General features: G+C 61.3%; 23 protein-coding genes. 4 read left to right on the plus strand and 19 right to left on the minus strand.

Features of this window, described 5'->3' with window-relative positions; genetic code table 11:
• Nucleotide 1: 1 nt before the first annotated feature.
• From pabC to FIV39_RS18390, 8 genes are all read right to left on the minus strand, one after another.
• A complete protein-coding gene (gene pabC / locus FIV39_RS18355; RefSeq protein ID WP_090400417.1) occupies nucleotides 2–817 on the minus strand; it encodes an aminodeoxychorismate lyase in 816 nt (271 codons plus the stop codon).
• Nucleotides 817–2,061: a beta-ketoacyl-ACP synthase II gene (fabF, locus tag FIV39_RS18360; RefSeq protein ID WP_090400418.1), complete on the minus strand. Its 1,245-nt coding sequence runs from the start codon at nucleotides 2,059–2,061 to the stop codon at nucleotides 817–819. Before fabF ends, pabC begins: the two co-directional genes overlap by 1 nt.
• A 128-nt stretch (nucleotides 2,062–2,189) precedes the next feature.
• Nucleotides 2,190–2,426: an acyl carrier protein gene (gene acpP / locus FIV39_RS18365; protein ID WP_003442511.1), complete on the minus strand. Its 237-nt coding sequence runs from the start codon at nucleotides 2,424–2,426 to the stop codon at nucleotides 2,190–2,192.
• Nucleotides 2,427–2,617: 191 nt separating this feature from the next.
• Nucleotides 2,618–3,361 (minus strand): 3-oxoacyl-ACP reductase FabG, encoded by a 744-nt coding sequence (fabG, locus tag FIV39_RS18370; protein WP_015885432.1) that lies wholly within the window; start codon nucleotides 3,359–3,361, stop codon nucleotides 2,618–2,620.
• 24 nt (nucleotides 3,362–3,385) lie between these two features.
• The gene (fabD, locus tag FIV39_RS18375; RefSeq protein ID WP_090400419.1) at nucleotides 3,386–4,324 is read right to left on the minus strand and encodes an ACP S-malonyltransferase; all 939 of its coding nucleotides are present in this window, start codon (nucleotides 4,322–4,324) and stop codon (nucleotides 3,386–3,388) included.
• 125 nt (nucleotides 4,325–4,449) lie between these two features.
• Nucleotides 4,450–5,460 carry a phosphate acyltransferase PlsX gene (plsX, locus tag FIV39_RS18380; RefSeq protein ID WP_090400420.1) on the minus strand — a complete coding sequence of 337 codons (1,011 nt, stop codon included), beginning with the start codon at nucleotides 5,458–5,460 and terminating at the stop codon, nucleotides 4,450–4,452.
• 4 nt (nucleotides 5,461–5,464) lie between these two features.
• Entirely contained in the window at nucleotides 5,465–5,647 is a 183-nt protein-coding gene (gene rpmF, locus FIV39_RS18385; protein ID WP_008152339.1) for a 50S ribosomal protein L32, read from the minus strand.
• 13 nt (nucleotides 5,648–5,660) lie between these two features.
• A complete protein-coding gene (locus FIV39_RS18390; protein ID WP_090400421.1) occupies nucleotides 5,661–6,191 on the minus strand; it encodes a YceD family protein in 531 nt (176 codons plus the stop codon).
• Between the two features lie 105 nt (nucleotides 6,192–6,296).
• On the opposite strand from FIV39_RS18390, the gene FIV39_RS18395 reads away from it, so the two are divergent.
• A complete protein-coding gene (locus FIV39_RS18395; protein ID WP_090400422.1) occupies nucleotides 6,297–6,875 on the plus strand; it encodes a Maf family protein in 579 nt (192 codons plus the stop codon).
• A gap of 72 nt (nucleotides 6,876–6,947) precedes the next feature.
• On the opposite strand, the gene FIV39_RS18400 is transcribed toward FIV39_RS18395, so the two are convergent.
• Genes FIV39_RS18400 through rluC form a run of 3 tightly spaced genes read right to left on the minus strand, consistent with a single transcriptional unit; the run spans nucleotide 6,948 to nucleotide 9,561 of the window.
• Nucleotides 6,948–7,931: a S49 family peptidase gene (locus FIV39_RS18400; protein ID WP_090400423.1), complete on the minus strand. Its 984-nt coding sequence runs from the start codon at nucleotides 7,929–7,931 to the stop codon at nucleotides 6,948–6,950.
• A 21-nt stretch (nucleotides 7,932–7,952) separates the two neighbouring features.
• Nucleotides 7,953–8,615: an HAD-IA family hydrolase gene (locus FIV39_RS18405; protein ID WP_090400424.1), complete on the minus strand. Its 663-nt coding sequence runs from the start codon at nucleotides 8,613–8,615 to the stop codon at nucleotides 7,953–7,955.
• Nucleotides 8,602–9,561 carry a 23S rRNA pseudouridine(955/2504/2580) synthase RluC gene (gene rluC / locus FIV39_RS18410; protein WP_090400425.1) on the minus strand — a complete coding sequence of 320 codons (960 nt, stop codon included), beginning with the start codon at nucleotides 9,559–9,561 and terminating at the stop codon, nucleotides 8,602–8,604. The genes FIV39_RS18405 and rluC overlap by 14 nt, the downstream gene beginning before the upstream one ends.
• Nucleotides 9,562–10,328: 767 nt before the next feature.
• Between rluC and rne the strand changes: the two genes are divergently transcribed.
• A complete protein-coding gene (gene rne, locus FIV39_RS18415) occupies nucleotides 10,329–13,541 on the plus strand; it encodes a ribonuclease E (RefSeq protein WP_090400426.1) in 3,213 nt (1,070 codons plus the stop codon).
• A 76-nt stretch (nucleotides 13,542–13,617) separates the two neighbouring features.
• Here rne and FIV39_RS18420 read toward each other — a convergent pair whose 3' ends face one another.
• The 3 genes from FIV39_RS18420 to FIV39_RS18430 form a co-directional block, all read right to left on the minus strand.
• Nucleotides 13,618–14,211, minus strand: a complete 594-nt coding sequence (locus FIV39_RS18420) for a nucleotidyltransferase family protein (RefSeq protein WP_090400427.1) — start codon at nucleotides 14,209–14,211, stop codon at nucleotides 13,618–13,620.
• A complete protein-coding gene (locus tag FIV39_RS18425) occupies nucleotides 14,211–15,197 on the minus strand; it encodes an XdhC family protein (RefSeq protein WP_090400428.1) in 987 nt (328 codons plus the stop codon). Before FIV39_RS18425 ends, FIV39_RS18420 begins: the two co-directional genes overlap by 1 nt.
• 171 nt (nucleotides 15,198–15,368) lie before the next feature.
• Complete coding sequence (locus FIV39_RS18430) at nucleotides 15,369–16,700, minus strand: dicarboxylate/amino acid:cation symporter (RefSeq protein WP_090400429.1); 1,332 nt, start codon at nucleotides 16,698–16,700, stop codon at nucleotides 15,369–15,371.
• Between the two features lie 339 nt (nucleotides 16,701–17,039).
• On the opposite strand from FIV39_RS18430, the gene FIV39_RS18435 reads away from it, so the two are divergent.
• Nucleotides 17,040–18,038 carry an AraC family transcriptional regulator gene (locus tag FIV39_RS18435; protein ID WP_090400430.1) on the plus strand — a complete coding sequence of 333 codons (999 nt, stop codon included), beginning with the start codon at nucleotides 17,040–17,042 and terminating at the stop codon, nucleotides 18,036–18,038.
• Between the two features lie 138 nt (nucleotides 18,039–18,176).
• Here the strand turns inward: FIV39_RS18435 and FIV39_RS18440 are convergent, their stop codons facing one another.
• Genes FIV39_RS18440 through FIV39_RS18450 form a run of 3 tightly spaced genes read right to left on the minus strand, consistent with a single transcriptional unit; the run spans nucleotide 18,177 to nucleotide 20,524 of the window.
• Nucleotides 18,177–19,523, minus strand: coding sequence for an ATP-binding protein (locus tag FIV39_RS18440; protein WP_090400431.1), 1,347 nt, complete (start codon nucleotides 19,521–19,523; stop codon nucleotides 18,177–18,179).
• Nucleotides 19,520–20,197, minus strand: coding sequence for a response regulator (locus FIV39_RS18445; RefSeq protein WP_017138377.1), 678 nt, complete (start codon nucleotides 20,195–20,197; stop codon nucleotides 19,520–19,522). The genes FIV39_RS18440 and FIV39_RS18445 overlap by 4 nt, the downstream gene beginning before the upstream one ends.
• 18 nt (nucleotides 20,198–20,215) lie before the next feature.
• A complete protein-coding gene (locus FIV39_RS18450) occupies nucleotides 20,216–20,524 on the minus strand; it encodes a hypothetical protein (protein WP_090400432.1) in 309 nt (102 codons plus the stop codon).
• 136 nt (nucleotides 20,525–20,660) lie between these two features.
• Here FIV39_RS18450 and FIV39_RS18455 point away from each other — a divergent pair, with 136 nt between their 5' ends.
• Entirely contained in the window at nucleotides 20,661–21,425 is a 765-nt protein-coding gene (locus tag FIV39_RS18455) for a 4'-phosphopantetheinyl transferase family protein (protein ID WP_090400433.1), read from the plus strand.
• Nucleotides 21,426–21,500: 75 nt separating this feature from the next.
• Here FIV39_RS18455 and FIV39_RS18460 read toward each other — a convergent pair whose 3' ends face one another.
• Nucleotides 21,501–23,111, minus strand: a complete 1,611-nt coding sequence (locus tag FIV39_RS18460) for an ATP-binding protein (protein WP_090400434.1) — start codon at nucleotides 23,109–23,111, stop codon at nucleotides 21,501–21,503.
• On the minus strand, nucleotides 23,108–23,833 hold the full coding sequence (locus FIV39_RS18465) for a response regulator (RefSeq protein ID WP_090400435.1): 726 nt from the start codon (nucleotides 23,831–23,833) through the stop codon (nucleotides 23,108–23,110). The genes FIV39_RS18460 and FIV39_RS18465 overlap by 4 nt, the downstream gene beginning before the upstream one ends.
• Nucleotides 23,834–23,906 lie beyond the last annotated feature (73 nt).

Genomic DNA, 23,906 nt, shown 5'->3' on the forward strand with positions numbered 1-23,906 from the left:
CTCAAATATCCAATAGTGCGCGAACAATGCCCTGCAGTTTACGGGTGAGCGGGCCAACCGACCAGCTCATCGCAGCGCAGCCACGCACCGGCCAAATGCCATAAACGCTGTTGCACACAAAGACTTCGTCAGCCTCTTGCAGTTGCTCGAGACTGATGTCGGCCACGGCCACCGGGACGCCCAGGGCTTGCGCCTGCGCCAGAATCTCAGCGCGCATGACGCCCGCAACGCCGCAACGAGTCAGATCAGCGGTTAGTAACAAGCCATTACGCACCAGGAACAGATTGCTGAAGACACCTTCGATGACGCGACCGGACATATCCAGCATCAAACCTTCGGCATGTTCGGCATCTTGCCATTCAGCGCGGGCGATCACCTGCTCGAGGCGATTGAGGTGCTTGAGACCGGCCAGCAACGGCTGCTCAGCCAAGCGGGTGGCACACGCAAACAGACGAATACCGTCGGTTCCATGGGCCTGGGGATAGGTAGCAGGTGGATTGCCCTGCAAGATACGGCGCACAGGGGCCTCGGGGTTGATGCCATAACCGCGCAGGCTGTCACCGCGGGTGAGGATCAACTTGAGGACACCGTCGCCGAGAGCGGCGGCATAGGCCTGCACTTCGCTACGGACCAAGTGCGGGTCCGCAACGAAAGCGAGGCGCCTGCAGCCCTCATCAAGGCGCTGCAGGTGACGGTCAAGCAGCACGGGCTGCCCGGCCTTGACGGCGATGGTCTCGAACAGGCCATCACCGTACGCCAGGCCGCGATCTTTCAGGGGCACGCTGTCCGCTGGCTGACCGTCGACCCAGCTGTGCATCACTCGGCGAACCGGCGGAACACCAGGGAACCGTTGGTGCCGCCAAAACCGAACGAGTTGGAGATCGCAACGTCGATCGGCATCTGTTGCGGCTCATGCGGCACGAAGTTCAGGTCACAGCCTTCGTCCGGCTCATCGAGGTTGATGGTCGGCGGAGCGACCTGGTCCTTGATGGCCATCACGCTGAAGATCGCCTCTACCGCGCCCGCCGCACCCAACAGGTGGCCGGTCATGGATTTGGTGGAACTGACCGCCAGCTTGTAGGCGTGCTCGCCGAACACCGACTTGATGGCTTCGGCTTCCGCCAGGTCGCCCGTCGGAGTCGAGGTGCCATGGGCGTTGATGTACTGCACCTGGTCCGCATTGACCTTGGCATCACGCAAGGCGTTGGTGATGCAGCGCGCAGCGCCGGCACCGTCGGACGGTGGCGAGGTCATGTGATAGGCGTCGCCGCTCATGCCAAATCCGATCAGCTCGGCATAGATGGTGGCGCCGCGCGCCTTGGCGTGCTCCAACTCTTCAAGCACCAGGGCACCAGCGCCATCGGCCAGTACAAAGCCGTCACGGCCCTTGTCCCACGGACGGCTGGCACGGGTCGGTTCGTCATTGCGGGTCGACAGTGCACGGGACGCGCCGAAGCCGCCCATCCCCAGGCCGCAGGCCGCCATTTCAGCACCACCGGCGATCATCACGTCAGCTTCGTCATAGGCGATGTTACGCGCCGCCATGCCGATGCAGTGCGTGCCGGTGGTGCACGCCGTAGCAATGGCGTAGTTAGGCCCCTGTGCGCCCAAGTGGATCGACAGGAACCCGGAAATCATATTGATGATCGAGCCCGGCACGAAGAACGGTGAAATTCGACGGGGACCGGAATCGTGCAGCGTGCGGCTGGTCTCTTCGATATTGGTCAAACCACCAATACCCGACCCCATGGCCACGCCGATGCGCTCACGGTTGGCGTCGGTAACTTCCAGGCCGGCGTTACGCACCGCCTGAAAACCGGCTGCCAGGCCGTATTGAATGAACAGGTCGAGCTTGCGGGATTCTTTGATCGAGAGATATTCCTCGACATTGAAACCCTTTACCGAGCCGCCAAAACGGGTGGAATAGGCAGAAAGGTCCGTGTGTTCGATCAGACCAATACCACTGCGGCCAGCCAGAATGCCCTGCCAACTGCTCGGCACATCCGTACCCAGTGGCGACAACATACCCATACCGGTGACTACGACGCGTCTACGCGACACAGCACTCTCCTTTTTCTTGATGACGACACTTCGCTTCAGCGCTCATTTTTCATCTGAGCTAAAGAAAAAACCGCACGCCGTTACAGCAGTGCGGTTTTTCCCTAACAGCAAGCGACGACTACAAACTATTACGCCTGGTGGTTCGTAACGTAGTCGATAGCAGCTTGAACAGTAGTGATTTTTTCAGCTTCTTCGTCCGGGATTTCGGTCTCGAATTCCTCTTCCAGAGCCATCACCAGCTCAACGGTGTCAAGGGAATCGGCACCCAGGTCTTCTACGAAGGAAGCAGTGTTGACCACTTCTTCTTCTTTGACGCCCAGTTGCTCGGCAACGATTTTCTTGACGCGCTCTTCGATGGTGCTCATACCTTGTTTAACTCCTAATGGACAAATTCAGGCAGCTGGCCAGTGGGTAAGTGTATAGAAAGCCATTTCAGCTTTTCAACTGAAAGCTTCACCCAGTACCCGGTCGGCCACCTGCCTATAAATTAAGTTGCAGCTTTATAACGGATTTTAGACAGCTCGTATGACATTTTTTTGAAGCGATCCGTCACAATTTAACTCATGTACATCCCGCCGTTAACCGGGATTGTAGCCCCAGTCACGTATGCCGCACCGTCGGATGCCAGGAAAGTGACCACATTCGCGATCTCTTGAGCCTGACCCAGACGGCCCAGCGGAATCTGCGTCAGCAAGGCTTCACGCTGTGCTTCCGGCAGTTCGCGGGTCATATCGGTGTCGATGAACCCTGGGGCCACCGAGTTGACCGTAATCGACCGCGAGCCGACTTCACGCGCCAGTGCACGGCTGAAACCTTCCAGGCCGGCCTTGGCGGCTGCATAGTTTACTTGGCCTGCGTTGCCCATGGCACCCACTACGGAGCCAATATTGATAATTCGGCCCCAACGCGCCTTGGTCATGCCGCGCAAAACGCCCTTGGACAGGCGAAACAGACTGTTCAAGTTGGTATCGACCACGTCGTACCACTCGTCGTCTTTCATGCGCATCATCAGGTTATCGCGGGTGATACCCGCGTTATTCACCAGGATTGCCGGCGCACCGAACTGTGCAGTGATCTCGGCCAGTACGGCAGCCACGGACTCATCACTGGTCACGTTCAGCTCAAGGCCGGTGCCCTGAACGCCGTTTTCCTTCAGGGTCGCGGCAATACGCTCGGCGCCCGAAGCGGAAGTGGCGGTGCCGATCACAACGGCGCCCTGACGCCCCAGTTCCAGGGCGATCGCCTGACCAATGCCACGGCTCGCGCCGGTAACCAGTGCAACTTTACCTTGCAGACTCATGCAGGCTTCTCCTAAGTTCGGGGATCAGGCCAGCGCCGCACGAGCGGCAGCGAAGGCATCCGGGGTATTGAGGTTGGCAGTCGACACGCCGTCGGCGCAGCGCTTGTTCAGGCCGGCCAGGACTTTGCCCGGGCCGCACTCGACCAGTTCGGTGGCGCCATTGGCAGCCAGGGTCTGGACCGACTCGACCCAGCGCACAGGCTTGTAGAGTTGCTCCAACAGGTCGCGCTTGAGGGTGTCGAGGTCGGCGGCCACGGCCGCGCTGACGTTCTGCACCAGCGGGATCTGTGGCGCCTGCCAGTTGATGGCAGCGATGGACTCGGCAAAACGCTCGGCCGCCGGGCGCATCAGCTCGCAGTGCGACGGCACGCTCACCGGCAACGGCAATGCACGCTTGGCACCACGCGCCTTGCAACCTTCGATGGCACGCTCGACCGCCGCCTTGGCGCCGGCGATCACCACCTGGCCTGGGGAGTTGAAGTTTACCGCGCTGACCACTTCGCCCTGGGCCGCTTCGGCGCAGGCTTCGATTACGACGGCATCGTCCAGCCCCAGGATAGCGGCCATGCCGCCCTGCCCGGCCGGAACGGCTTCCTGCATCAGCTGTCCGCGACGCTCGACCAGCTTGACCGCCTCAGCAAGGGTCAGGCTACCCGCCGCGACCAGGGCGCTGTATTCGCCCAGGCTATGGCCGGCCACGAATGCCGGACGCGCACCGCCTTCGGCCAGCCACAAGCGCCACAGGGCGATCGAAGCGGTCAGGATGGCTGGCTGGGTTTTATCGGTTTGATTGAGCTGCTCTTCCGGCCCTTGCTGGGTCAGCGCCCACAGGTCGTAACCCAGGGCCTCGGAAGCTTCCTTGAACGTGTCCAGGATCAGCGGGTATTGCGCGCCCAGCTCGGCCAACATGCCGAGGGACTGCGAGCCCTGCCCTGGAAAGACGAATGCGAGGGATGTAGACATGTAACAAGCCCCTAATGATCTGGTCGTCGGAAATGGTCGCTCCTCGGTGGGAGCGCACGAAACTGACAGATTGGATGGTCAATTGAACTGGCCGGTCACATTTAAGCATTCCCAGGCCAATTCGCCTAAGGCAACAGGTCCTCAAGACGGCCGTGCAAGCGTTGCGGCAGGTTCTCCTGAATCTCGATCACGGCCCGCGCGATCGCACTTTGGAAGCCCTCCACGCCCGCCGAACCATGGCTCTTCACCACTATGCCCTGCAAACCGAGAAAACTCGCACCGTTGTGCCGCGCCGGCGCCAGGTCAGCCTGCAACCGGCGCATCAATGGCAGCGCCAACGCACCCACCAGGCGCGACGCCAGGTTTTGCCTGAACAAGGCCTCGATACGCGTGGCGATCATGGTCGCCAAGCCTTCGCTGGATTTAAGCAGGATATTGCCGACAAACCCATCACACACCACCACATCCGCTTCGCCACGGTATAAACCATCGCCTTCGACAAAGCCGATGTAGTTCAAGCCCCGCGCGCCCTGCAGCAAGGCAGCGGCAAGCTTGACCTGCTGGTTACCCTTGATGTCCTCGGTGCCGATATTCAGCAAAGCCACCCGCGGCCGGGCCACCCCCAGCGCTTCGGCGGCCACCGAGCCCATCACGGCAAACTGGAATAAGTGTTCGGCACTGCAATCGACGTTCGCGCCCAGGTCCAGCAACTGGCAATAACCTTTCTGCGTCGGAATCGCCGCCACCATCGCCGGACGGTCAATTCCCGGCAGTGTCTTGAGCACATGCCGCGACAACGCCATCAGCGCACCCGTGTTGCCGGCACTGACACAGGCTTGCACCTTGCCATCACGCAGCAGCTCCAGGGCCACTCGCATCGAAGAGTCAGGCTTGCCGCGCAGGGCAGTGGCCGGCTTTTCATCCATCGCGATGGTTTCGCTGGCGGGCGTAACAGTCAGGCGCGCGCGATCCACCACCGGATGGCTGGCAATCAGTTCTTCAAGGAGGGAGGGTTGACCGACGAGGGTCAGGTGCAGCGAGGGCGTAGCAGACAGGCTGGCAATGCAGGCCTGAACAATGCTGCGGGGACCGAAGTCCCCGCCCATTGCGTCAATCGCGATGACTTGAGCAGACAAGTGATTACTCGTCAGCGCCCTTGTCGATCACTTTACGGCCACGGTATACGCCTTCTGGCGATACGTGGTGACGCAGGTGAATTTCACCGGTGGTTTTTTCTACAGACAGAGTGCTTGCCGTCAGGGCATCGTGCGAACGACGCATGTCACGGGCAGAGCGGGATTTTTTGTTCTGCTGAACAGCCATAATTGATTAACTCCTAAACGTTTGGGTCACGCTTTAACTGCGCCAATACACTGAACGGGTTGGACCGCGTTACCTCGTCCTCGCTCGGTTCGGACTCGTCATCGAGACCCGCCGGCTGCTGGCATTCTTCCGGATGATGAGCAGGCACAATGGGCAAGGCGAGCAGAAGCTCATCCTCGATCAGTGCATGCAGATCCAAAGGATCTTCGCCCAGTTCCAGCACGTCATAACCTTTCGGCAACGACTGGGTATTCGCACCCTCCTTTACCACAGCATAACTGCACTCGCTGTGAATCGGCAGGGTGACCAGCTCAAGACAACGCTGGCAAACCATTTTGACCTCGGTGTCGATAAAGCTGTGAATTACCACAGATTTACGTTCATCTCGTTCAAAAACGAATTTGGCCTGCACCGTACCGACAGTGTCGGAAAGCGGGTCGCAGAGTCTCTCCAAATCGGCCAGCAGCAACTCACCTTGAAGGGAAGTGCCACGATCAGCCAATTTGCGCGGGTCAACGTGAGGTGGAATCGGGTCATTCAACATAGGCGCAGCATTATAGGGATGCACCCAGCCATGTCAAAGGAAATTCAACCCTGTGCGTCGGCCGGTCGCCCCGCTAGAATCGGCGGCTGCCTTGAGGAGACGTAGATGCTGCCTTTATTACTCGCTTCCAGCTCGGTTTATCGCCGGGAATTGCTCAGCCGCCTGCACCTGCCGTTCATCTGCAGCTCGCCGGATATCGACGAAAGCCACGCTGCAAATGAGTCCGCCGTGGATCTGGTCAAACGCCTGGCCGAACAGAAAGCCCGCGCCCTCGCCGCCAGCCACCCTGGACACCTGATCATCGGCTCAGACCAGGTTGCCGCATTGGAAGGCCGCATCATCGGCAAGCCCCACACTTTCGAAAATGCGCGCGCGCAGTTATTGGCTGCCAGCGGCAAGCGTGTCAGCTTCCTCACCGGCCTGGCCCTGCTTAACAGCCAGACGGGGCACTGCCAGGTCGACTGCATACCCTTTACCGTGCACATGCGCGAGCTGGATGCAGCACGCATCGAGCGCTACCTGCGTATCGAGCAACCGTATGACTGCGCGGGAAGCTTCAAGGCTGAAGGGCTGGGCGTGAGCCTGTTCCAAAGCACCGAAGGGCCGGACGCGACCAGTCTTGTCGGCTTACCACTGATTCGGCTGGTGGACATGCTGCTCTGCGAAGGCGTGCAAATCCCTTAAGAACACTGCAAAACCAAATGTGGGAGGGGGCAAGCTCCCTCCCACATTGTGATCTACGACAGACTTGAAATCTCAGCGCAGCGTCGGGCCCTGGAACCCCATGTACAGCGCCAGCTTCTCCGCCACGCTGGCACCGAGTTTCTTGGAGAAACGATCAAACGGCGATTCCTCAACGGTGAAGTCCACCAGTTCTTTCTCGCCGATCACGTCCCGTGCCACCAGGCTGGCACTGCCCAAACCATCGATCAGCCCCAGCGGCAACGCTTGCTCGCCCGACCACACCAATCCGGAGAACAGCTCCGGATGCTCTTTATCCTTCAGTCGATCCCCACGCCCCTGCTTCACGCTGGCAATGAACTGGCGATGGGTCGTATCGAGCACCCCCTGCCAAAACTGGGTTTCATCGGCCTTTTGCGGCTGGAACGGATCAAGGAACGACTTGTGCTCGCCCGAGGTGTAGGTGCGACGTTCAACACCCAGCTTCTCCATGGTGCCAACAAACCCATAACCGGCCGCCGTCACACCGATGGAGCCCACCAGACTGGCCTTGTCGGCGTAGATCTGGTCAGCGGCACTGGCGATGTAATAGGCGCCCGAGGCACCCAAGTCGGAAATAACCGCGTACAGCTTGATATCCGGATGCAGGCCACGCAGACGGCGAATCTCGTCATATACATAGCCCGATTGCACCGGGCTGCCACCTGGGCTGTTGATGCGCAGGATCACGCCCTTGACCTTGGGGTCTTCAAACGCAGCTCGCAGGCTGCTGACGATATTGTCGGCGCTGGCGGGCTCCTTGTCGGCAATCACACCGCGCACTTCGATCAGGGCGGTGTAGCTGGCACCACGGGTGGCGCTTTTTTCCATGTCCATCAGCGGGCTGAACAACGCCAGCATGAGCAACAGGTAAGTGAAGGTCAGCAACTTGAAGAAAATCCCCCAACGCCGCGCACGGCGCTGCTCCTGGACGCCAGCCAGAAGCGTCTTCTCCAGCAGTTTCCAGCTCTTGTCGTCACCGCTTTCAGCCTTTTCAGGCGCTTTCCACTCATCACTCATGCCATCAACCCCAGCAAAGACTTATTGGGCCCGGCCGAGCCAGGCCTGCAATTCAGAAAAATGATCAATCGTGACCCTCGGCTCGTATTGCTGCAACGCCTCGGCGGACTGGGCGCCATAGCTGACGGCCACGCTGTCCATGCCGGCGTTGCGCGCCATCATCAGGTCGAAGGAGGCATCACCCACCATCAACGCCTCGCGCGGCGACACGCCGCAATGGGCGAGGATCTGCTCCAGCATCAGAGGGTGAGGTTTGCTGGCGGTTTCATCCGCGGCACGGGTGATGTCGAAATAATCTTCCCAGCCATGGGCGCTGAGCACCCGGTCCAGCCCGCGGCGGGCCTTGCCGGTGGCGACGGCCAGGTGATAGCCGTCGGCGCGAAACGCCTCCAGCGACTGCGCCACACCCTCGAACAACGGCGAAGGTGTGGCCTCCAGCGCAATGTAGTGATCAGCGTAATGGTCGCGGAACGTCACCAGTTCAGCGTCGCTGATCTGGGGATACAAGGTACGGATCGCCTCGGGCAAGCCCAGGCCGATAATGCCTTTGACCGCCAGGTCCGTGCACAGCTCAAAGCCCGAGCGGGTCGAAGCCCTGTGCATCGACTCGACAATCCGACCAATGGAATTACACAGGGTGCCGTCCCAATCGAAAATCAGCAGCTTGTAGTCAAGGTGCGACACTCAAACGCTCCACGGTCTTGGCCCACATCTCATCGACCGGCGCCTGCAGCTTCAGCTCACCGCCGTCAGGCAGCGGCACAGTAAGCATGTAGGCGTGCAGGAACAGGCGCTTACCGCCCAGATCGCGGATTTCCTTGGAGAAACCCTCGTCGCCGTACTTGGTATCGCCGGCGATGCAGTGGCCGGCATGCAGGGTGTGCACACGAATCTGGTGGGTACGACCAGTCACCGGCTTGGCCTCGACCATGGTGGCGAAATCGCCGAAGCGGCGCAGCACCTTGAACAGGGTCAGGGCTTCCTTGCCCTCCTCGTCCACTTCGACCATGCGCTCGCCGGAGCGCAGGTTGCTCTTCTGCAAGGGCGCGCGGACGCTCTTGATCGAACTGGCCCAGTTGCCACGCACCAGCGCCATGTAGCGCTTGTCCACGCCATCGCCGCGCAGGGCGGTGTGCAGGTGGCGCAACATGCTGCGCTTCTTGGCGATCATCAACAGGCCGGAGGTGTCGCGGTCCAGGCGGTGGACCAGCTCCAGCTCCTTGCAATCCGAACGCAACTGACGGAAGGCTTCGATCACGCCGAAATTCAGGCCGCTGCCACCGTGAACCGCAATACCGCACGGCTTGTTGATCACGATCAGCTTGTTGTCCTCGAAGACAATCGACGCCTCAAGGCGTTGCAACAGGCCCTGGGCCAATGGCACGGGCTCATCACGCTCAGGTACGCGCACTGGAGGCACACGGACAATATCGCCCGCCTGCAACTTGTACTCAGGCTTGATGCGCCCCTTGTTCACGCGCACTTCGCCTTTGCGCAAGATGCGGTAGATCAAGGTCTTGGGCACCCCCTTGAGCCTGGCCAGGAGAAAATTATCGATGCGTTGGCCGGCATATTCCGGCGAGACCTCGAGCAGCTGGACGCTGGGGGTCTGGGGGGCGGTAGTCGTCATGGCGGCGATGATAACAATTTTTTATGGAATTGAAGCACTTAATCATTGCTGCTATAGTCGCGAACGCCGCCAAAAGCGGCCGGGACAGAGGACTAGCGGCAAACTGCCGGCCCTGACCATCGCAATTCATCAGGACGCGAGGCCGTCCTACGGGGCTTTCGCCACCCTGGAAGGCTCGAGATTGTAACAAGCGCAGGTGACATGAGGCCTGAAGCGAGTGCAGAAAGCAGAGTGAATACTCGCGTTCTGCGCCGATATTTACGGCCAGTTCACAAAGTGCAGTCAGTCTTGAGCCGGACCACGGCGAATGCTTCGGAAACAACGCCTGTTAAGAGCTGAGTGTGAGCGCAGTCGCCCACATTCAGTCTTGTTTAGCCATGAGCGTGGACTCCCCATTGGAGAACACGGTAAATGCCAACCCGCTGCGGATTCTGCGCGCGGCAGCACCCGAATTATCAGGGATACGTGTAGGGTGGAGATGCACAACCGTCGGACCGTGTAGCACTAGGCTTATATTTAGACGCTTCATCTCGTCCACAGTCGCCGGTTGATTCCTCCTCCTGACCTTAGCTTTTGTTGAAGTGGTGCCTTTGTCACCACCGCTAACAAGCAGGACGCGTCCGTCGCGATACCGGCCCAATTGGCCGATTTTGCTGGACACTGGAGTGGCCAACCACTCTTGACGCACCTGACACCGACCGTGAGAAGTCGTGTGTGCCGAACGCCGTTTCCGGCAGCCCGGAAACCGACGGTACAACATGAAAAGAATGCTGATTAACGCAACTCAACCCGAAGAGTTGCGTGTTGCACTGGTAGATGGCCAGCGCCTCTACGACCTGGACATCGAATCCGGTGCACGCGAGCAAAAGAAGGCCAACATCTATAAAGGCCGTATTACTCGCATCGAACCAAGCCTTGAGGCTGCCTTTGTCGATTTCGGCTCCGAGCGCCACGGCTTCCTGCCCCTCAAAGAAATCTCCCGCGAATACTTCAAGAAAGCCCCCGAAGGCCGCGTGAACATCAAGGACGTCCTGAGCGAAGGCCAGGAAGTCATCGTTCAGGTCGAAAAAGAAGAACGTGGCAACAAGGGCGCAGCCCTGACCACCTTCATCAGCCTGGCCGGCCGTTACCTCGTGCTGATGCCGAACAACCCACGTGCCGGCGGCATTTCCCGTCGCATTGAAGGCGAAGAGCGCAACGAACTGCGTGAAGCGCTGAACGGCCTGATCGCCCCCGCCGACATGGGCCTGATCGTTCGTACTGCCGGCCTGGGCCGCAGCAGCGAAGAAATGCAGTGGGACCTCGACTACCTGCTGCAACTGTGGACCGCCATCAAAGAAGCGTCCCTGGATCGTTCCGCGCCGTTCCTGATCTACCAGGAAAGCAACGTGATCATCCGCGCCATCCGCGACTACCTGCGCCAGGACATCGGCGAAGTGCTGATCGACAGCGTTGAAGCCCAGGACGAAGCCCTGACTTTCATTCGCCAGGTGATGCCGCAGTACGCCAGCAAGATCAAGCTGTACGAAGACAGCGTTCCGCTGTTCAACCGTTTCCAGATCGAAAGCCAGATCGAGACCGCTTTCCAGCGTGTAGTCGAACTGCCTTCCGGCGGCTCCATCGTGATCGACCCGACCGAAGCCCTGGTGTCCATCGACATCAACTCGGCGCGCGCCACGAAGGGTAGCGACATCGAAGAAACCGCCCTGCAGACCAACCTGGAAGCGGCTGAAGAAATCGCCCGCCAGCTGCGCCTGCGTGACATCGGCGGCCTGATCGTGATCGACTTCATCGACATGACCCCAGCCAAGAACCAGCGCGCCGTGGAAGAGAAAGTCCGCGAATGCCTGGAAGCTGACCGTGCCCGCGTACAGGTCGGCCGCATCTCGCGCTTCGGCCTGCTGGAAATGTCCCGTCAGCGCCTGCGTCCCTCCCTGGGCGAGAGCAGCGGCATCGTCTGCCCGCGCTGCAACGGCACCGGCATCATCCGTGACGTTGAATCGCTGTCCCTGGCGATCCTGCGCCTGATCGAAGAAGAGGCCCTGAAAGACCGCACCGCCGAAGTCCGCGCGCAAGTGCCGATCCCGGTCGCAGCCTTCCTGCTCAACGAAAAACGCAACTCGATCACCAAGATCGAACTGCGCACCCGTGCCCGTATCGTGATCCTGCCGAACGATCACCTCGAGACGCCGCACTTCGAAGTGCAGCGCCTGCGTGATGACAGCCCGGAAGCCCACAGCGGCCAGTCCAGCTACGAAATCGCTGCTGCCGCCGCCGAAGTGGAAGAAGTCCAGCCAGCCGCCGCGACCCGCACCCTGGTTCGCCAGGAAGCTGCCGTGAAGACCGCACCAGCGCGTGCCAACGCACCGGTGCCGGTTGAAGCTGCCGCTCCGGTTGCCGCCCCGGCCGCCCTGCCTGAGCCGAGCCTGTTCAAGGGCCTGGTGAAGTCGCTGGTCAGCCTGTTCGCCACCAAGGAAGAGCCTGCGGCACCGGTTGTGGTTGAAAAACCTGCGACCGAACGCCCGGCGCGCAACGAAGAGCGTCGTAACGGTCGCCAGCAGAGCCGTAACCGCAACGGTCGCCGTGACGAAGAGCGCAAGCCGCGTGAGGAACGTGCGCCTCGCGAAGAGCGCGCACCACGTGAAGAGCGTGCACCTCGCGAAGCGCGTGAAGAAACTCCGGCCGTAGCCCGTGAAGAACGTGCACCGCGTGAAGAGCGCGCACCACGTACCCCACGCGCTCCGCGTGAAGATCGCAAGCCGCGTGGCGAGCGTGAAGAACGTGTGCGTGAACTGCGCGAGCCACTGGACGCCGCCCCTGCTGTTGCAGGTGCTGCAGCGGTTGCAGCCACTACCGCTGAAGAGCGCCCAGCTCGCCAGCCGCGTGAAGAGCGTGCACCACGTGAAGAGCGCCAGCCGCGCCCACCGCGTGAAGAGCGTCAGCCACGTGCCGAGCAAGCCGCTGCCACCAGCGAAGAAGAAGTGCTGACCGGCGAAGAGCAACTGCAGGAAGACGGCCAGGACAACGCCGAAGGCGATCGTCCACGCCGCCGCTCCCGTGGCCAGCGTCGCCGCAGCAACCGTCGTGAGCGTCAGCGTGATGCCAACGGCAATGTGATCGAGGGCTCGGAAGAGACCGGCGAGAACGCAGAAAGCGCCACCAACGTACCGACCGGTGCCGAACTGGCTGTCGGCCTGGCCGTTACCGCAGCGGTTGCCAGCTCGGTGATCAGCGCACCTGCTGAAGCCCAGGCTCACGAACAGGCTGAACGCGCGACTGCCGCTGTCGAAGAAACCGCTGCTGTAGAAACGCCAGTTGCTGAAACCCCAGCGGTTGAAGCGCCGGTCGTTGAAGCAACTACCCCTATCGAAGCCCCAGCGGTTCCGGAAGTGGAAGTGGAAGTGGCACCGGTTCGTGACGCCCAGCCAGAAACCGAAGTGGTTGCGGTTGAACCCGCTCCGGTTGTTGAGCCTCAACCCGTGGTTGAAGCGGCCGTTGAAGCCCCGGTGGTCGAAGAAGCTGCCCCGGTAGTGCGTGAAGTTCGCGAAGAACAGACCGCCTTCCAGTGGGCTGCCGAACCTGCCGCCCCGGTTGAAGCTCCTGCGCCTGCACCGGTGGTAGAAGAAGCACCTGCGCCGGTTGCCGAAGTCGTGGTTGCCGAGCCTGCGCCAGCCGTCGAAGCTGCACCCGTGGCTGTTGAAGCACCGGTTGTTGCCGAAGCCGAAGCACCAGTGGTAGAAGCCGCACCGGCCAGCGCCCTGACCGAAAACGGCCGTGCGCCGAACGACCCACGTGAAGTGCGTCGTCGTCGCAAGGAAGCTGAGGCCGCCGCCGCCGCTGCTGCTGCCGCTCCAGCCGTAGTCGAAGCTGTCGAGGCACCAGCCCCGGCTGCTGAAACCGTGGTTGAGCACACTGCTGCTGAAGACGTGGTAGAGCACAAGGCCCTGGAAGCAGAACACGAGCCTAAACCCCTCGCCTGATTCCATCAGCCACTAAAAAGCCCCGCCTGAGTGATCAGGCGGGGCTTTTTTATACCGATCTCGAAAACAGCGAAGATCAAATTGAGTCCGCGCTAAAACTTAACTGTTTCGGCAGATCTACATCCCACAGAACACCCGCATCTTCTACCTGCACTTCCCGCACCGTGGCGCATGTGAACAATGACTTGCCTCCACGGTCACCGGTCAGCGCCATCAAGCGTGGACCAAAAGCACGACCAAAGGCCACCGGATGCCCATATTCACCCGCCTGCACCGGCACGCTGATGCCCCCGTCCTCCAGCGCTTCAACCACCCGCTCAATGCTGGATGTTTGGATAAACGGCATATCCCCCAAGACCACCAGCCAGCCATCCGCCGACGCACTGGCCGCTACGGCTGCGGCGATACTTTCCCCCATGCCGGCCGACTGCAGCAGCAAGACCTGGCAGCCGTGTGCCTCGGCCAACCGAATGACCTCCGTGCGATCCGGCGAGGTCACCAGCCAGCGTTCCGCCAGGCTATCCGGCAAACTCACCAACACCTGCTCGATCACCGGACGCATCACGCCATCACGGCCCACGCAATCGGCGAGCAACTTATCCTGGTCAGCCCCCGCCTCGGCTCTGAACCGGCTACCCCGCCCTGCTGCCAAGACAATCGCCGCCGGCATTACTCGGCGACCACTGGCAGGGGCTTTTTCTGCATCGGCGCCACGCCGTTCTTGATCGCGACAATCTCCGCCATCAACGACAAGGCAATCTCCGACGGCGTATGACTCCCGATATGCAGGCCAATCGGCCCATGTAAACGCGCAATTGCGTCCGTCGACAAACCCAGCGCCGCCAGATTCTCGCGACGCTTCTGGCTATTGACCCGCGACCCCAGCGCGCCGATGTAGAAGGCGCTGGAGTTCAGCGCCGTCAGCAACGCCATATCGTCAAGGCGCGGATCATGGGTCAGGCAGACAATGGCCGTGCGCTCGTCGGTCTGGATATTCAGCACCGCCTCATCAGGCATACCCGGCACGAAGCGGCCGTGCTGTTCTTCCCAGCCGTAGACAAACTCGCTGCGCGGATCGCATATCAACACTTCGAAATCCAGCAAGCGCGCCATTTCCGCCACGTAGCGCGACAGCTGCCCGGCGCCGATCAACAACAGGCGCCAGCGCGGGCCGTAGATAGCCCGCAGGCGTTCGCCATCGAAAGTGACTACATCGGTCTTGTTCGCACTGCTCAACGTGACTTCGCCGGAGACCAGGTCCAGCTCCCGCGCGACAATTTCATGCGCCTCGCAACGCTCCAGCAACTGCGCCACCCAGGTCCAGTCGTCTACCCGCTCCTCGGTCAAGCGCAGCGTGCCGCCGCACGGCAAGCCGAAACGCGCCGCCTCATCGCGAGTCACGCCGTAGGTCACCAACTGCACCGGCGGCCCATCATGCATCAGGCGGCCATCCTGCAAGCGGGCGATCAAGTCGTCCTCGATGCAGCCGCCGGACACAGAACCAATCACCACGCCATCCCCCCGCAACGCCAACATGGCACCCGGTGGACGCGGCGCACTGCCCCACGTCTGGACAACGCTATACAACACCACCTGCTGCCCCGCACGGCGCCATTCGAGCACGCTGCGCAGGACATTCAAATCAACACTGTCCATAAATCCTCCTGCACGTCTGCGCTTGGAACGTACTGCGTGACGCGAATTTCATCGAGTCACTGACTGTAAGTCAAAATATTCGAAAAAAGTAATCCCACAGAAACGCAAACGCCCCGAACCAGTCGGGGCGTTTGCGGATAGCTGTCAGCGTGGGGTCACGCCATCAGCGGCTTACTTGATCACGGGTGCCGGGCCTTCGGCCACGCCCAGATCATCTTCTTCACGGGTGTCGGAGATACCGCGACCACCGGATGCCAGCTCGCTGGCCAACTGGTCGGTGTCCAGTTCCTTGACCCACTTGGCCACAACGAGGGTGGCAACGGCGTTACCCACCAGGTTGGTCAGCGCACGGGCTTCGGACATGAAACGGTCGATACCCAGGATCAGCGCCAGGCCGGCAACCGGCAGGTGGCCTACGGCCGACAGGGTCGCAGCCAGTACGATGAAGCCACTGCCGGTCACGCCGGCAGCGCCTTTGGAGGACAGCAGCAGCACCAGCAGCAGGGTGATCTGGTGGGTGATATCCATGTGGGTGTCAGTCGCCTGGGCGATGAACACGGCAGCCATGGTCAGGTAGATCGAGGTACCGTCGAGGTTGAAGGAGTAGCCGGTCGGGATCACCAGGCCTACTACGGATTTCTTCGCGCCCAGACGCTCCATCTTGATCAGCATGCGTGGCAGTGCGGATTCGGAGGAGGACGTACCCAGAACGATCAGCAGCTCTTCACGGATGTAGCGGATCAGTTTCAGCACGCTGAAACCGTGAGCGCGGCAGATGGCGCCGAGCACCACGACCACGAACAGGACGCAGGTGATGTAGAAACAGATCATCAGCTGGCCCAGTTGCACCAGCGAGCCCACACCGTAGGCACCGATGGTGAACGCCATGGCACCCAGGGCGCCGATTGGCGCGAGCTTCATGATCATGTTGATGATGTTGAACATCACGTGGGCGAAGCGGTCGATGAAGTCCAGCACCGGCTTGCCGTAGGCACCCAGGCGATGCAGGGCGAAACCGAAGATCACCGAGAACATCAGCACTTGCAGGATGTCGCCGTTGGCGAAGGCGCCGACGATGGTGTTCGGAATGACGTTGAGGATAAAGCCGACAATGCTCTGGTCTTTACCGGCAGTGACGTAGGCTGCCACTTTGGAGGCGTCCAGGGTCGCTACGTCGATGTGCATGCCGGCACCCGGTTGCACAACGTTGACCACGACCAGGCCGATCAGCAGGGCGATGGTAGACACAATTTCGAAGTACAGCAGCGCGTAGCCGCCGGTTTTGCCGACCGATTTCATGCTTTGCATGCCGGCGATGCCGCTGACAACGGTGCAGAAGATGATCGGGGCGATGACCATTTTGATCAGCTTGATGAAGCCGTCACCCAGTGGCTTGAGCGCCACACCGGTCTGCGGGTAGAAGTGACCGAGCAAAATACCGATAACGATTGCAACGATCACCTGGAAATACAGGGATTTGTAGATTGGCTGACGAGTCGTCATTGCAAAATTCCTCAATCGTCCCGTGTGGCAAATATCCGCCATTGCCCACGGCACTTGAATTGCGAACCCTCCTGCACTGGAGGGATTTGTTGTTTGCGAAGCCTGTAGGACCAGGCCTGCGCTGTAATCCTTATCGCAAACGCCGTGCCACTTTGCTGAAAACCCCTGAAGGCCTTAAGACATCAGGGCTGCGGATTTTAAAGCACCCTCCAAAGTGCCGAGCCCACTGGCGGATTTCCGCCGCACTGCCCAATCCCGTCCTACAATTTGGCGGATATCCGCCTTGTCGCCCTGCCAGGTGATGACTACCATCCGCCATTCCATGGACGAGGGCCCCGCATGCGTGAACGTACCATCGCCAGTCATTACGCCCGGGCGGCCCTCGGCGGTGCGCGTCGAGCCGGATACGACTATTCGGGCTTGTTGCAACAGCTGGGCATCACCCCGGAACTGTTGACCGAACCCCGCGCACGCATTGCACCCGAGCAATTTACCCGGCTGCTGCAAATGCTCTGGCTGGCTCTGGACGATGAGTACCTGGGGTTCGCCGACGGCCCGAGCAAACGCGGCACCTTCGCCATGATGTGCCATGCGCTGATCCACTGCCGCACCCTGGAGAAGGCTCTGGAACGCGGCTTATTATTTTATAGCCTATTCCCACAAGGTCCGCGCTGGCAGCTGACACGGGAAGGCGAAATGGCCCGCTTGAGCCTGGATGATTCTCAACTGTGGGACCCGGATCACTTCCTCAGCGAATGCCTGCTGGTGATCTGGCACCGCCTGGGCAGTTGGCTGATCGGCCAGCGCATTCGTTTGCACCAGGCCACGTTCAGTTACCCGATGCCGGCCCACGCCGCTGAATATGACCTGCTGTTTCCCTGTGCCCAGGTGTTCGGTGCGCCGAACAGCAGCCTGGTGTTTCCCGCCCGCTACCTGAGCCTGCCGCTGTTGCAGGACGAGCGCACCCTCAAGCATTTCCTTGAGCGTTCCCCCGCCGACCTGCTGTCACGCCCGGATGAAGGCGACAGTTTGAGCAGCCAGTTGCGACGCTTGTTAAGCCGCGACCGCACACCTTGGCCAGACCTGGAAGCCGTCGCCCAGCACTTGCACGTCAGCCCGCAAACCCTGCGCCGACATTTGCGCGAAGAAGGCACCAGCTTTCAGGCACTCAAGGATGAGTTGCGGCGGGACATCGCCATCTACCACCTGGGGCGGGCGGATTTGTCCTTGCTGGAGATCGCCGAGCAATTGGGGTTCTCCGAACCGTCGGCGTTTCATCGGGCGTTCAAGAAGTGGACGGGGCTGACACCCGGGGCCTATCGGGCGCAGCAGAGTTAGCGCTGCGTCGTTTGTGAGGGCCTCATCGGGGGCAAGCCCCCTCCCACCTTTGACGGTGTTTACAAAGTTTGATGTGCGAATAAATTCAAGATGTGGGAGGGGGCTTGCCCCCGATAGGGCCAGCCCAGCCACTAAAGATCACACAGCCGGAAAGTGAATCTTGAACGCCGCGCCACCCAGCGGCGAATCCCCCAGGGTCAGTCGCGCGCCGTAGCTTTGAATGATGTCCTTGACCACCGCCAACCCGATCCCCTGCCCCGGATGCTGTCGGTCCAAGCGCTCGCCCCGTTGCAGAATCCGTGCACGCTGGTCCGGCGGCACTCCGGGGCCGTCATCTTCGATGCACAACTCGATACCTTCAGGATTTTCCACCAGGCTGATGCGCACTTCACTCAGGCACAGCCGATAGGCGTTTTCCAGCAGGTTACCGAGCAATTCAAGCAGGGCGCCCTTCTCGATCGGTACATCGCATTCGTCCGGCAATTCAAAGACCACCGTGACGCCCTTGTCGCGGTAGACCTTGCCCAGCGTATCGCAGAGGCTTTGCACTACCGGCTCGAGGCGCACCTGATGGCGCACCAGGCCGCTTTTGCGCAGGCTGGCACGCTGCAATTGGTAGCTGATCTGCTGGCTCATGCGCTCGATCTGGGATTGCAGCACCCAGGCCTGATCACGATCTTCCGGGCGTTGCGCCATGTCTTCGCTCACGCTTTGCAACACAGCGAGCGGCGTTTTCAGGCTGTGGGCCAGGTCATCGAGGGAGTCGCGGTAACGCGCCCGTTGTTCGCGCTCGCTGTGCAGCAGGCGGTTAAGGGAGCCGGTGAGACGCAGCAATTCGCGAGGGTGTTGTTCGGAGAGGCTTTCGCGGGTGCCGCCTTCGATCTGGTCAAGCTCCTGGCTCAATCGCCGCAGGGCTTGCAGGCCCCAGGTCAGGCCCAGCCACAGCAAGGTCAACAGCACCAGCAGTGCCGCGCCGAAGCCCAGGTAGAGGTTTTCGCGCAGGCCTTCAAGGGTCAATTGGTATTCGCGCACCGGTTGCAGGGCCACGATACTGAACGCCGCGCTCTTGCCGCCGAGCAGCTTGACCTCGACGTCGTAGACAAAGAACTCCTGGCCGTCGGCCTCGCGAATCCGCGCAAACTCGTTGCCGCGCCCGTCATAGCGCGGCCTGTAGTTGATGTTTTCGTCCCGGGTGGCCCGCGAACGCCACACCAGGTGGCCTTCGCGGTCGTAGATATAGCCGAGCAACCGGCTATCGGTGAGGTTGAAACGTTCATCCGGCAACTGCGCCGGCATCAGCAGGCGATTGTTTTCCACCCGCGCGGCGGAGATCAGCGTGGTGACATCCGATGCCAGGCGCTGCTCGATGGAATCCTGCAATGCCAGGCTGAACGCGCCTTGCATGGCGGGCAACAGGCCCAGCATGAACAGCACGGCCAGGGTGGCGGCCGCCAGCATCAAGCGCACACGTAACGAGCGAATCAACGGCAGCGCTCATTGAACAGGTAGCCCAGGCCACGCACGGTATCGATCGGCTTGAACCCGGCCGGGCCTTCCAGCTTGCGGCGCAGGCGGCCGACCAGTACTTCAATCACATTCGGATCGCGCTCATCGTCGTCGGGGTAAAGTTGTTCCATCAAGCGGTCCTTGGCGACGACCTGCTGGTGATGGCGCATCAAGTATTCGAGGATGCGATATTCATAGGCGGTCAATGCCAGGGGCTGTTCGTCGAGGGACGCTTGCTTGCGGTTGAGGTCCAGCAGCAAGGGTCCGGCGACGATAGTCGACTGGGTAAACCCGCTGGAGCGGCGCAGCAAGGCGTTCATGCGCGCCTCCAGCTCTTCGAACTGGAAGGGCTTGACCACGTAGTCGTCGGCGCCGGCGGCCAGGCCTTCGACCTTGTCCTGCCAGTTGCCGCGCGCGGTGAGGATCAGGATCGGAAACGTCTTGGCCTGGCTGCGCAATTGGCGGATCAGGTCCAGGCCGCCCATGCCGGGCAGGCCCAGGTCGATGATCGCCAGGTCATGGTTGAATTGACCGGTCTGGTACAGGGCCTCTTCGGCGTTGGCCACGGCTTCGACCACGTGGCCACTGTCGGTCAGGCGGGTAAACAGGTGATGACGCAGCAGCGCCTCATCTTCCACCACCAGCAATTTCATAAGGCTCTCCAAAGCAAATCAACTGTCCGACAGAGGCACATCATAGCGGCCCCGCAGGTCTTGCGGTCGCAGTTTAGTGCCGTTGAACTGGCCGGTCAGGTATTCGTAGCCGACGCGATAGCTCGGCTGCGGGGTGGCCTGGCCCAGAGACTGGCCCCAAGGCGTGGGCTGACTGCCAACATCTTCGATACTGACACGCTGCATCAGGATGCTGGATTTCTTGGTTTTCTCACGGCCGAATGCAGCAAAGGCACCATCGGAGGCCTGAACCCCAGCGGTGGCACTGAGCATGGTTAACGCTAACATCAGCTTCTTGATCGCAGTCATGGTGTTACCTCATTACGCGTTTGGCTGTGAGGCCAGACTACGCAGGCGCCCCTGAACTCCCCCTGAACAGGCTCTGAACCTCACCTGAACCACGGCGGGCTATCCTCTTGCGCATCAACTCGGCAAAATACCGCCCATGACGCCCCTACCCGCTTGCTGCACCCCACTCGACGCCCATTGGCCGCTGCCCGAACCCTTGCCGGGCACGGTGTTTCTCAGCACCCGCTTTGACCCCGCATTACTGGCACCCGGCGATTTCCAGCACTGTGAGGTGCCACCACCGGCGAGCATCCAGCGTTCAGTGGCCAAGCGTCAGGCCGAGTTTCTCGCCGGTCGCCTGTGCGCGCGCGCGGCCCTGCAACAGCTCGATCACATCAACTGCATCCCACCGATCGGCGAAGACCGCGCACCGGTGTGGCCCGCCCACATCAGCGGTTCCATCACCCACAGCACCGGACATGCCGCCGCGATTGTCGGGCACAAGGCGCGATGGCGCGGGTTGGGGATGGACCTGGAGAATGTACTGAGCGTGGAACGGGCGGAGCGCCTGGCTGGGGAGATTCTGACCGCGCAAGAGCTGCAGCGTATGGCTGACCTGCCGCGAGAGCAGATCGCCTTGCTGGTGACGCTGACGTTTTCGATCAAGGAGAGTTTGTTCAAGGCGCTCTACCCGATCGTGCAGAAGCGCTTCTATTTTGAGCATGCCGAGGTGGTGGAGTGGTCAGAGGCCGGGCATGTGCGCTTGCGCTTGCTCACAGACCTCTGCGGCGAGTGGTGCCACGGCAAGGAGTTATCGGCGCAATACTCAGTGAGTGATGGCCAACTGTTGAGCCTGGTAGCCGTAGCAGCTGTCGAGCCTTGGCGAGGCTGCGTCGGACGCGACTCGACGTTAGATCGGTAGCGCGGCCGACGCAGCCTCGCTTGCGCTCGGCAGCTGCTACGGATTTGCTCGGTGTGGGGTATCACGGGAGAAACGTCAGGGTTTGTCCTGATCCCTCGGCCAACTCAGGCTGAAGCACGCCCCGCCTAGGTTGTTGCTTTTGCTGATCAACGCCCGCCCGCCGTGCCAGTAAATAATCCGCCGCACAATCGACAACCCCAGGCCATGTCCGCCCGAGGCACGGGTGCGGCTGTCATCCAGGCGCAGGAACGGCGTGAAGATACGCTCCCAGGCACTTTCCGGTACACCGGGCCCGTCGTCCTCCACATCGATGCGACAGCGCACCTGGCCCACCTGATAACTGATCAACACCTGGCCCTGGGCGTGACGCATGGCGTTGCTCACCAGGTTTTGCAGAGCGCGGTGCAAGTAGCGCGGCTCGGCATCGACCCAAGCGTCGTCCCAATGGGCCGACGACAGGCAAATACCCCTGGCCACGGTCACCTGCGGGCGCAGTGGCGATAATTCGCCGATCACCTGATCGAGCAGCGCATCGAGGTCGACCCGTTGGAAAATCAACGCCGGCGCTCCCTGCTCCAGCCTTGCATAGGTGAGCATTTCATCCACCAGGCCATCGAGGTCCTGAATATCACTGTCCATGCCTTCCAGGTACTTGCGCCGCGCTTCAGGCGTGGCGGCGTCGCCGATCATCTCCAGGCCGAAGCGCAGGCGCGCCACCGGTGTGCGCAATTCATGGGACACCGCGCGCACCAGTTCACGCTGGATCGCCAACAGTTGCTGCAGGTGCTCGGCCATGCCATTAAAGGCCGCCGCCAGGCGCCCCACCGAGTCGGCCCCCCGGGCCGGCACACGCACCTCGAGATTGCCTTTGGCGATGCGCGTGGCGGCGGCCTCCAGGCCTCGGAGCCTGCGTTCAAGCTGACGCACCAATAGATAGACGATCAGGCCGATCAGGGTCAGGCCGATCAAGGCGATCAGGACCAACCATTGCGCCGGGTACGGGCTCATCTGATACAGCGGGCCGAGTTCCAGCACCCAGGGCGTGCCGACCATGCCGGCAAACACGCGGATCGAATCACCGCCCTTGCCCAGGGCCATGACCGTATCGCCCTCCGATACGCGGCGGCGTTGGTCGTCGTCCATATCGGCCTGATCGAGGGTCATCAGGTGCATTTCGAAACCAAAGCCCTTGGCCTCCTTTATATCCGCCAGCCGTTGCGGCTGCTCGGCGACGGGGAAGCGCACCAGTTCGTCGGCCAGCAGGTAAATAGTCGCGCGGGCCAGTTGCTCGCTGATCTGCTGCACCTCGCCCGTCAGCACCCACTGCTCCTTATCGCTGACCAGGCGCAGCACCCGGGCAGCGTGGGGGCCGGTCTGTTCCACCAGCACCAGGCCACGTTGCAGGCGGGCGCGCTGGCTGAGGTCCAACTGGGCATCGGTGAGGCTGCGCAGTTCCAGGGGGATGCCGAGCAAACGCTCCCACACGGCCAGGGCGCGCTGGCGCTCGATGGCGCTCATGGGCTGCAGGTTGTCGCCCATCAAGGCAAAGGTGCCGTGGGCCAGGCGCTCACGGTATTGGCCGCTGCGCACCTCATTGAGCAGGTGCAGGGCCAGCACGCCGAGCAGCGCCACCAGAATCAGCGCCGCGCACATGCCGCCATAGATACGCAGGAAGATCGAGTTCACTGCGACATATCGACGGCGGCTTCAGGGACGAACAAGTAGCCTTTGCTGCGGATGGTCTTGATTAGCCGTGGGTGGATCGGGTCATCGCCGATTTTCGGGCGAATCCGTGAGATGCGTACATCAATGGAACGGTCCTGGCCGTCATAGCCGATGCCGCGCAGAGCGATAAAGATCTCTTCGCGGGACAGGATCCGCCCGGCATTCGCCACCAGCAGCCACAGCAGGTCGAACTCGGCACTGGTCAGTTCGATACCGTCGTCGTGCAGCCAGGCTTCGCGCAGGGCGTTGTCCACCAGCAGTGGGCCGAATTGCAGGCGGCGCTGGCTTTCCACGCTGGCGGGCTCCGCCGGCTCACTGCGTCGCAACAGGGCCTGGATACGCGCCAGCAACAGGCGCGGGCGCACGGGTTTGCACACATAGTCGTCGGCGCCCATGTCCAGGCCCAGCACCTGATCCATATCGTCGGTGCGGGCGGTGAGCATCAGGATCACCCCGTCGTAGCGTTCGCGCACCTTGCGGCAAATGCTCAGGCCGTCTTCGCCGGGCAGCATCAGGTCGAGAATCACCAGGTCCGGTTGCTCGGCGATGATCCGCGCCGCAGCCAGGGCGCCATCACCTTCCACAGAAACCCGCAGGCCGTTGCTTTCCAGGTAATCGCGGGTCAACTCGGCGAGCCGCTCGTCGTCCTCGACGATCAGGATTTGCCAGGCTTCTTGCTCCACGGGTGATCCTCGTTGTTATAAAGGGATTCGTTGGCCGAGCAGGCCACACCTTATTTGTAATGTTTTGAGGGCA

The sequence above is a fragment of the Pseudomonas grimontii genome (assembly GCF_007858185.1).
Taxonomy (GTDB): Bacteria; Pseudomonadota; Gammaproteobacteria; order Pseudomonadales; family Pseudomonadaceae; genus Aquipseudomonas; species Aquipseudomonas grimontii.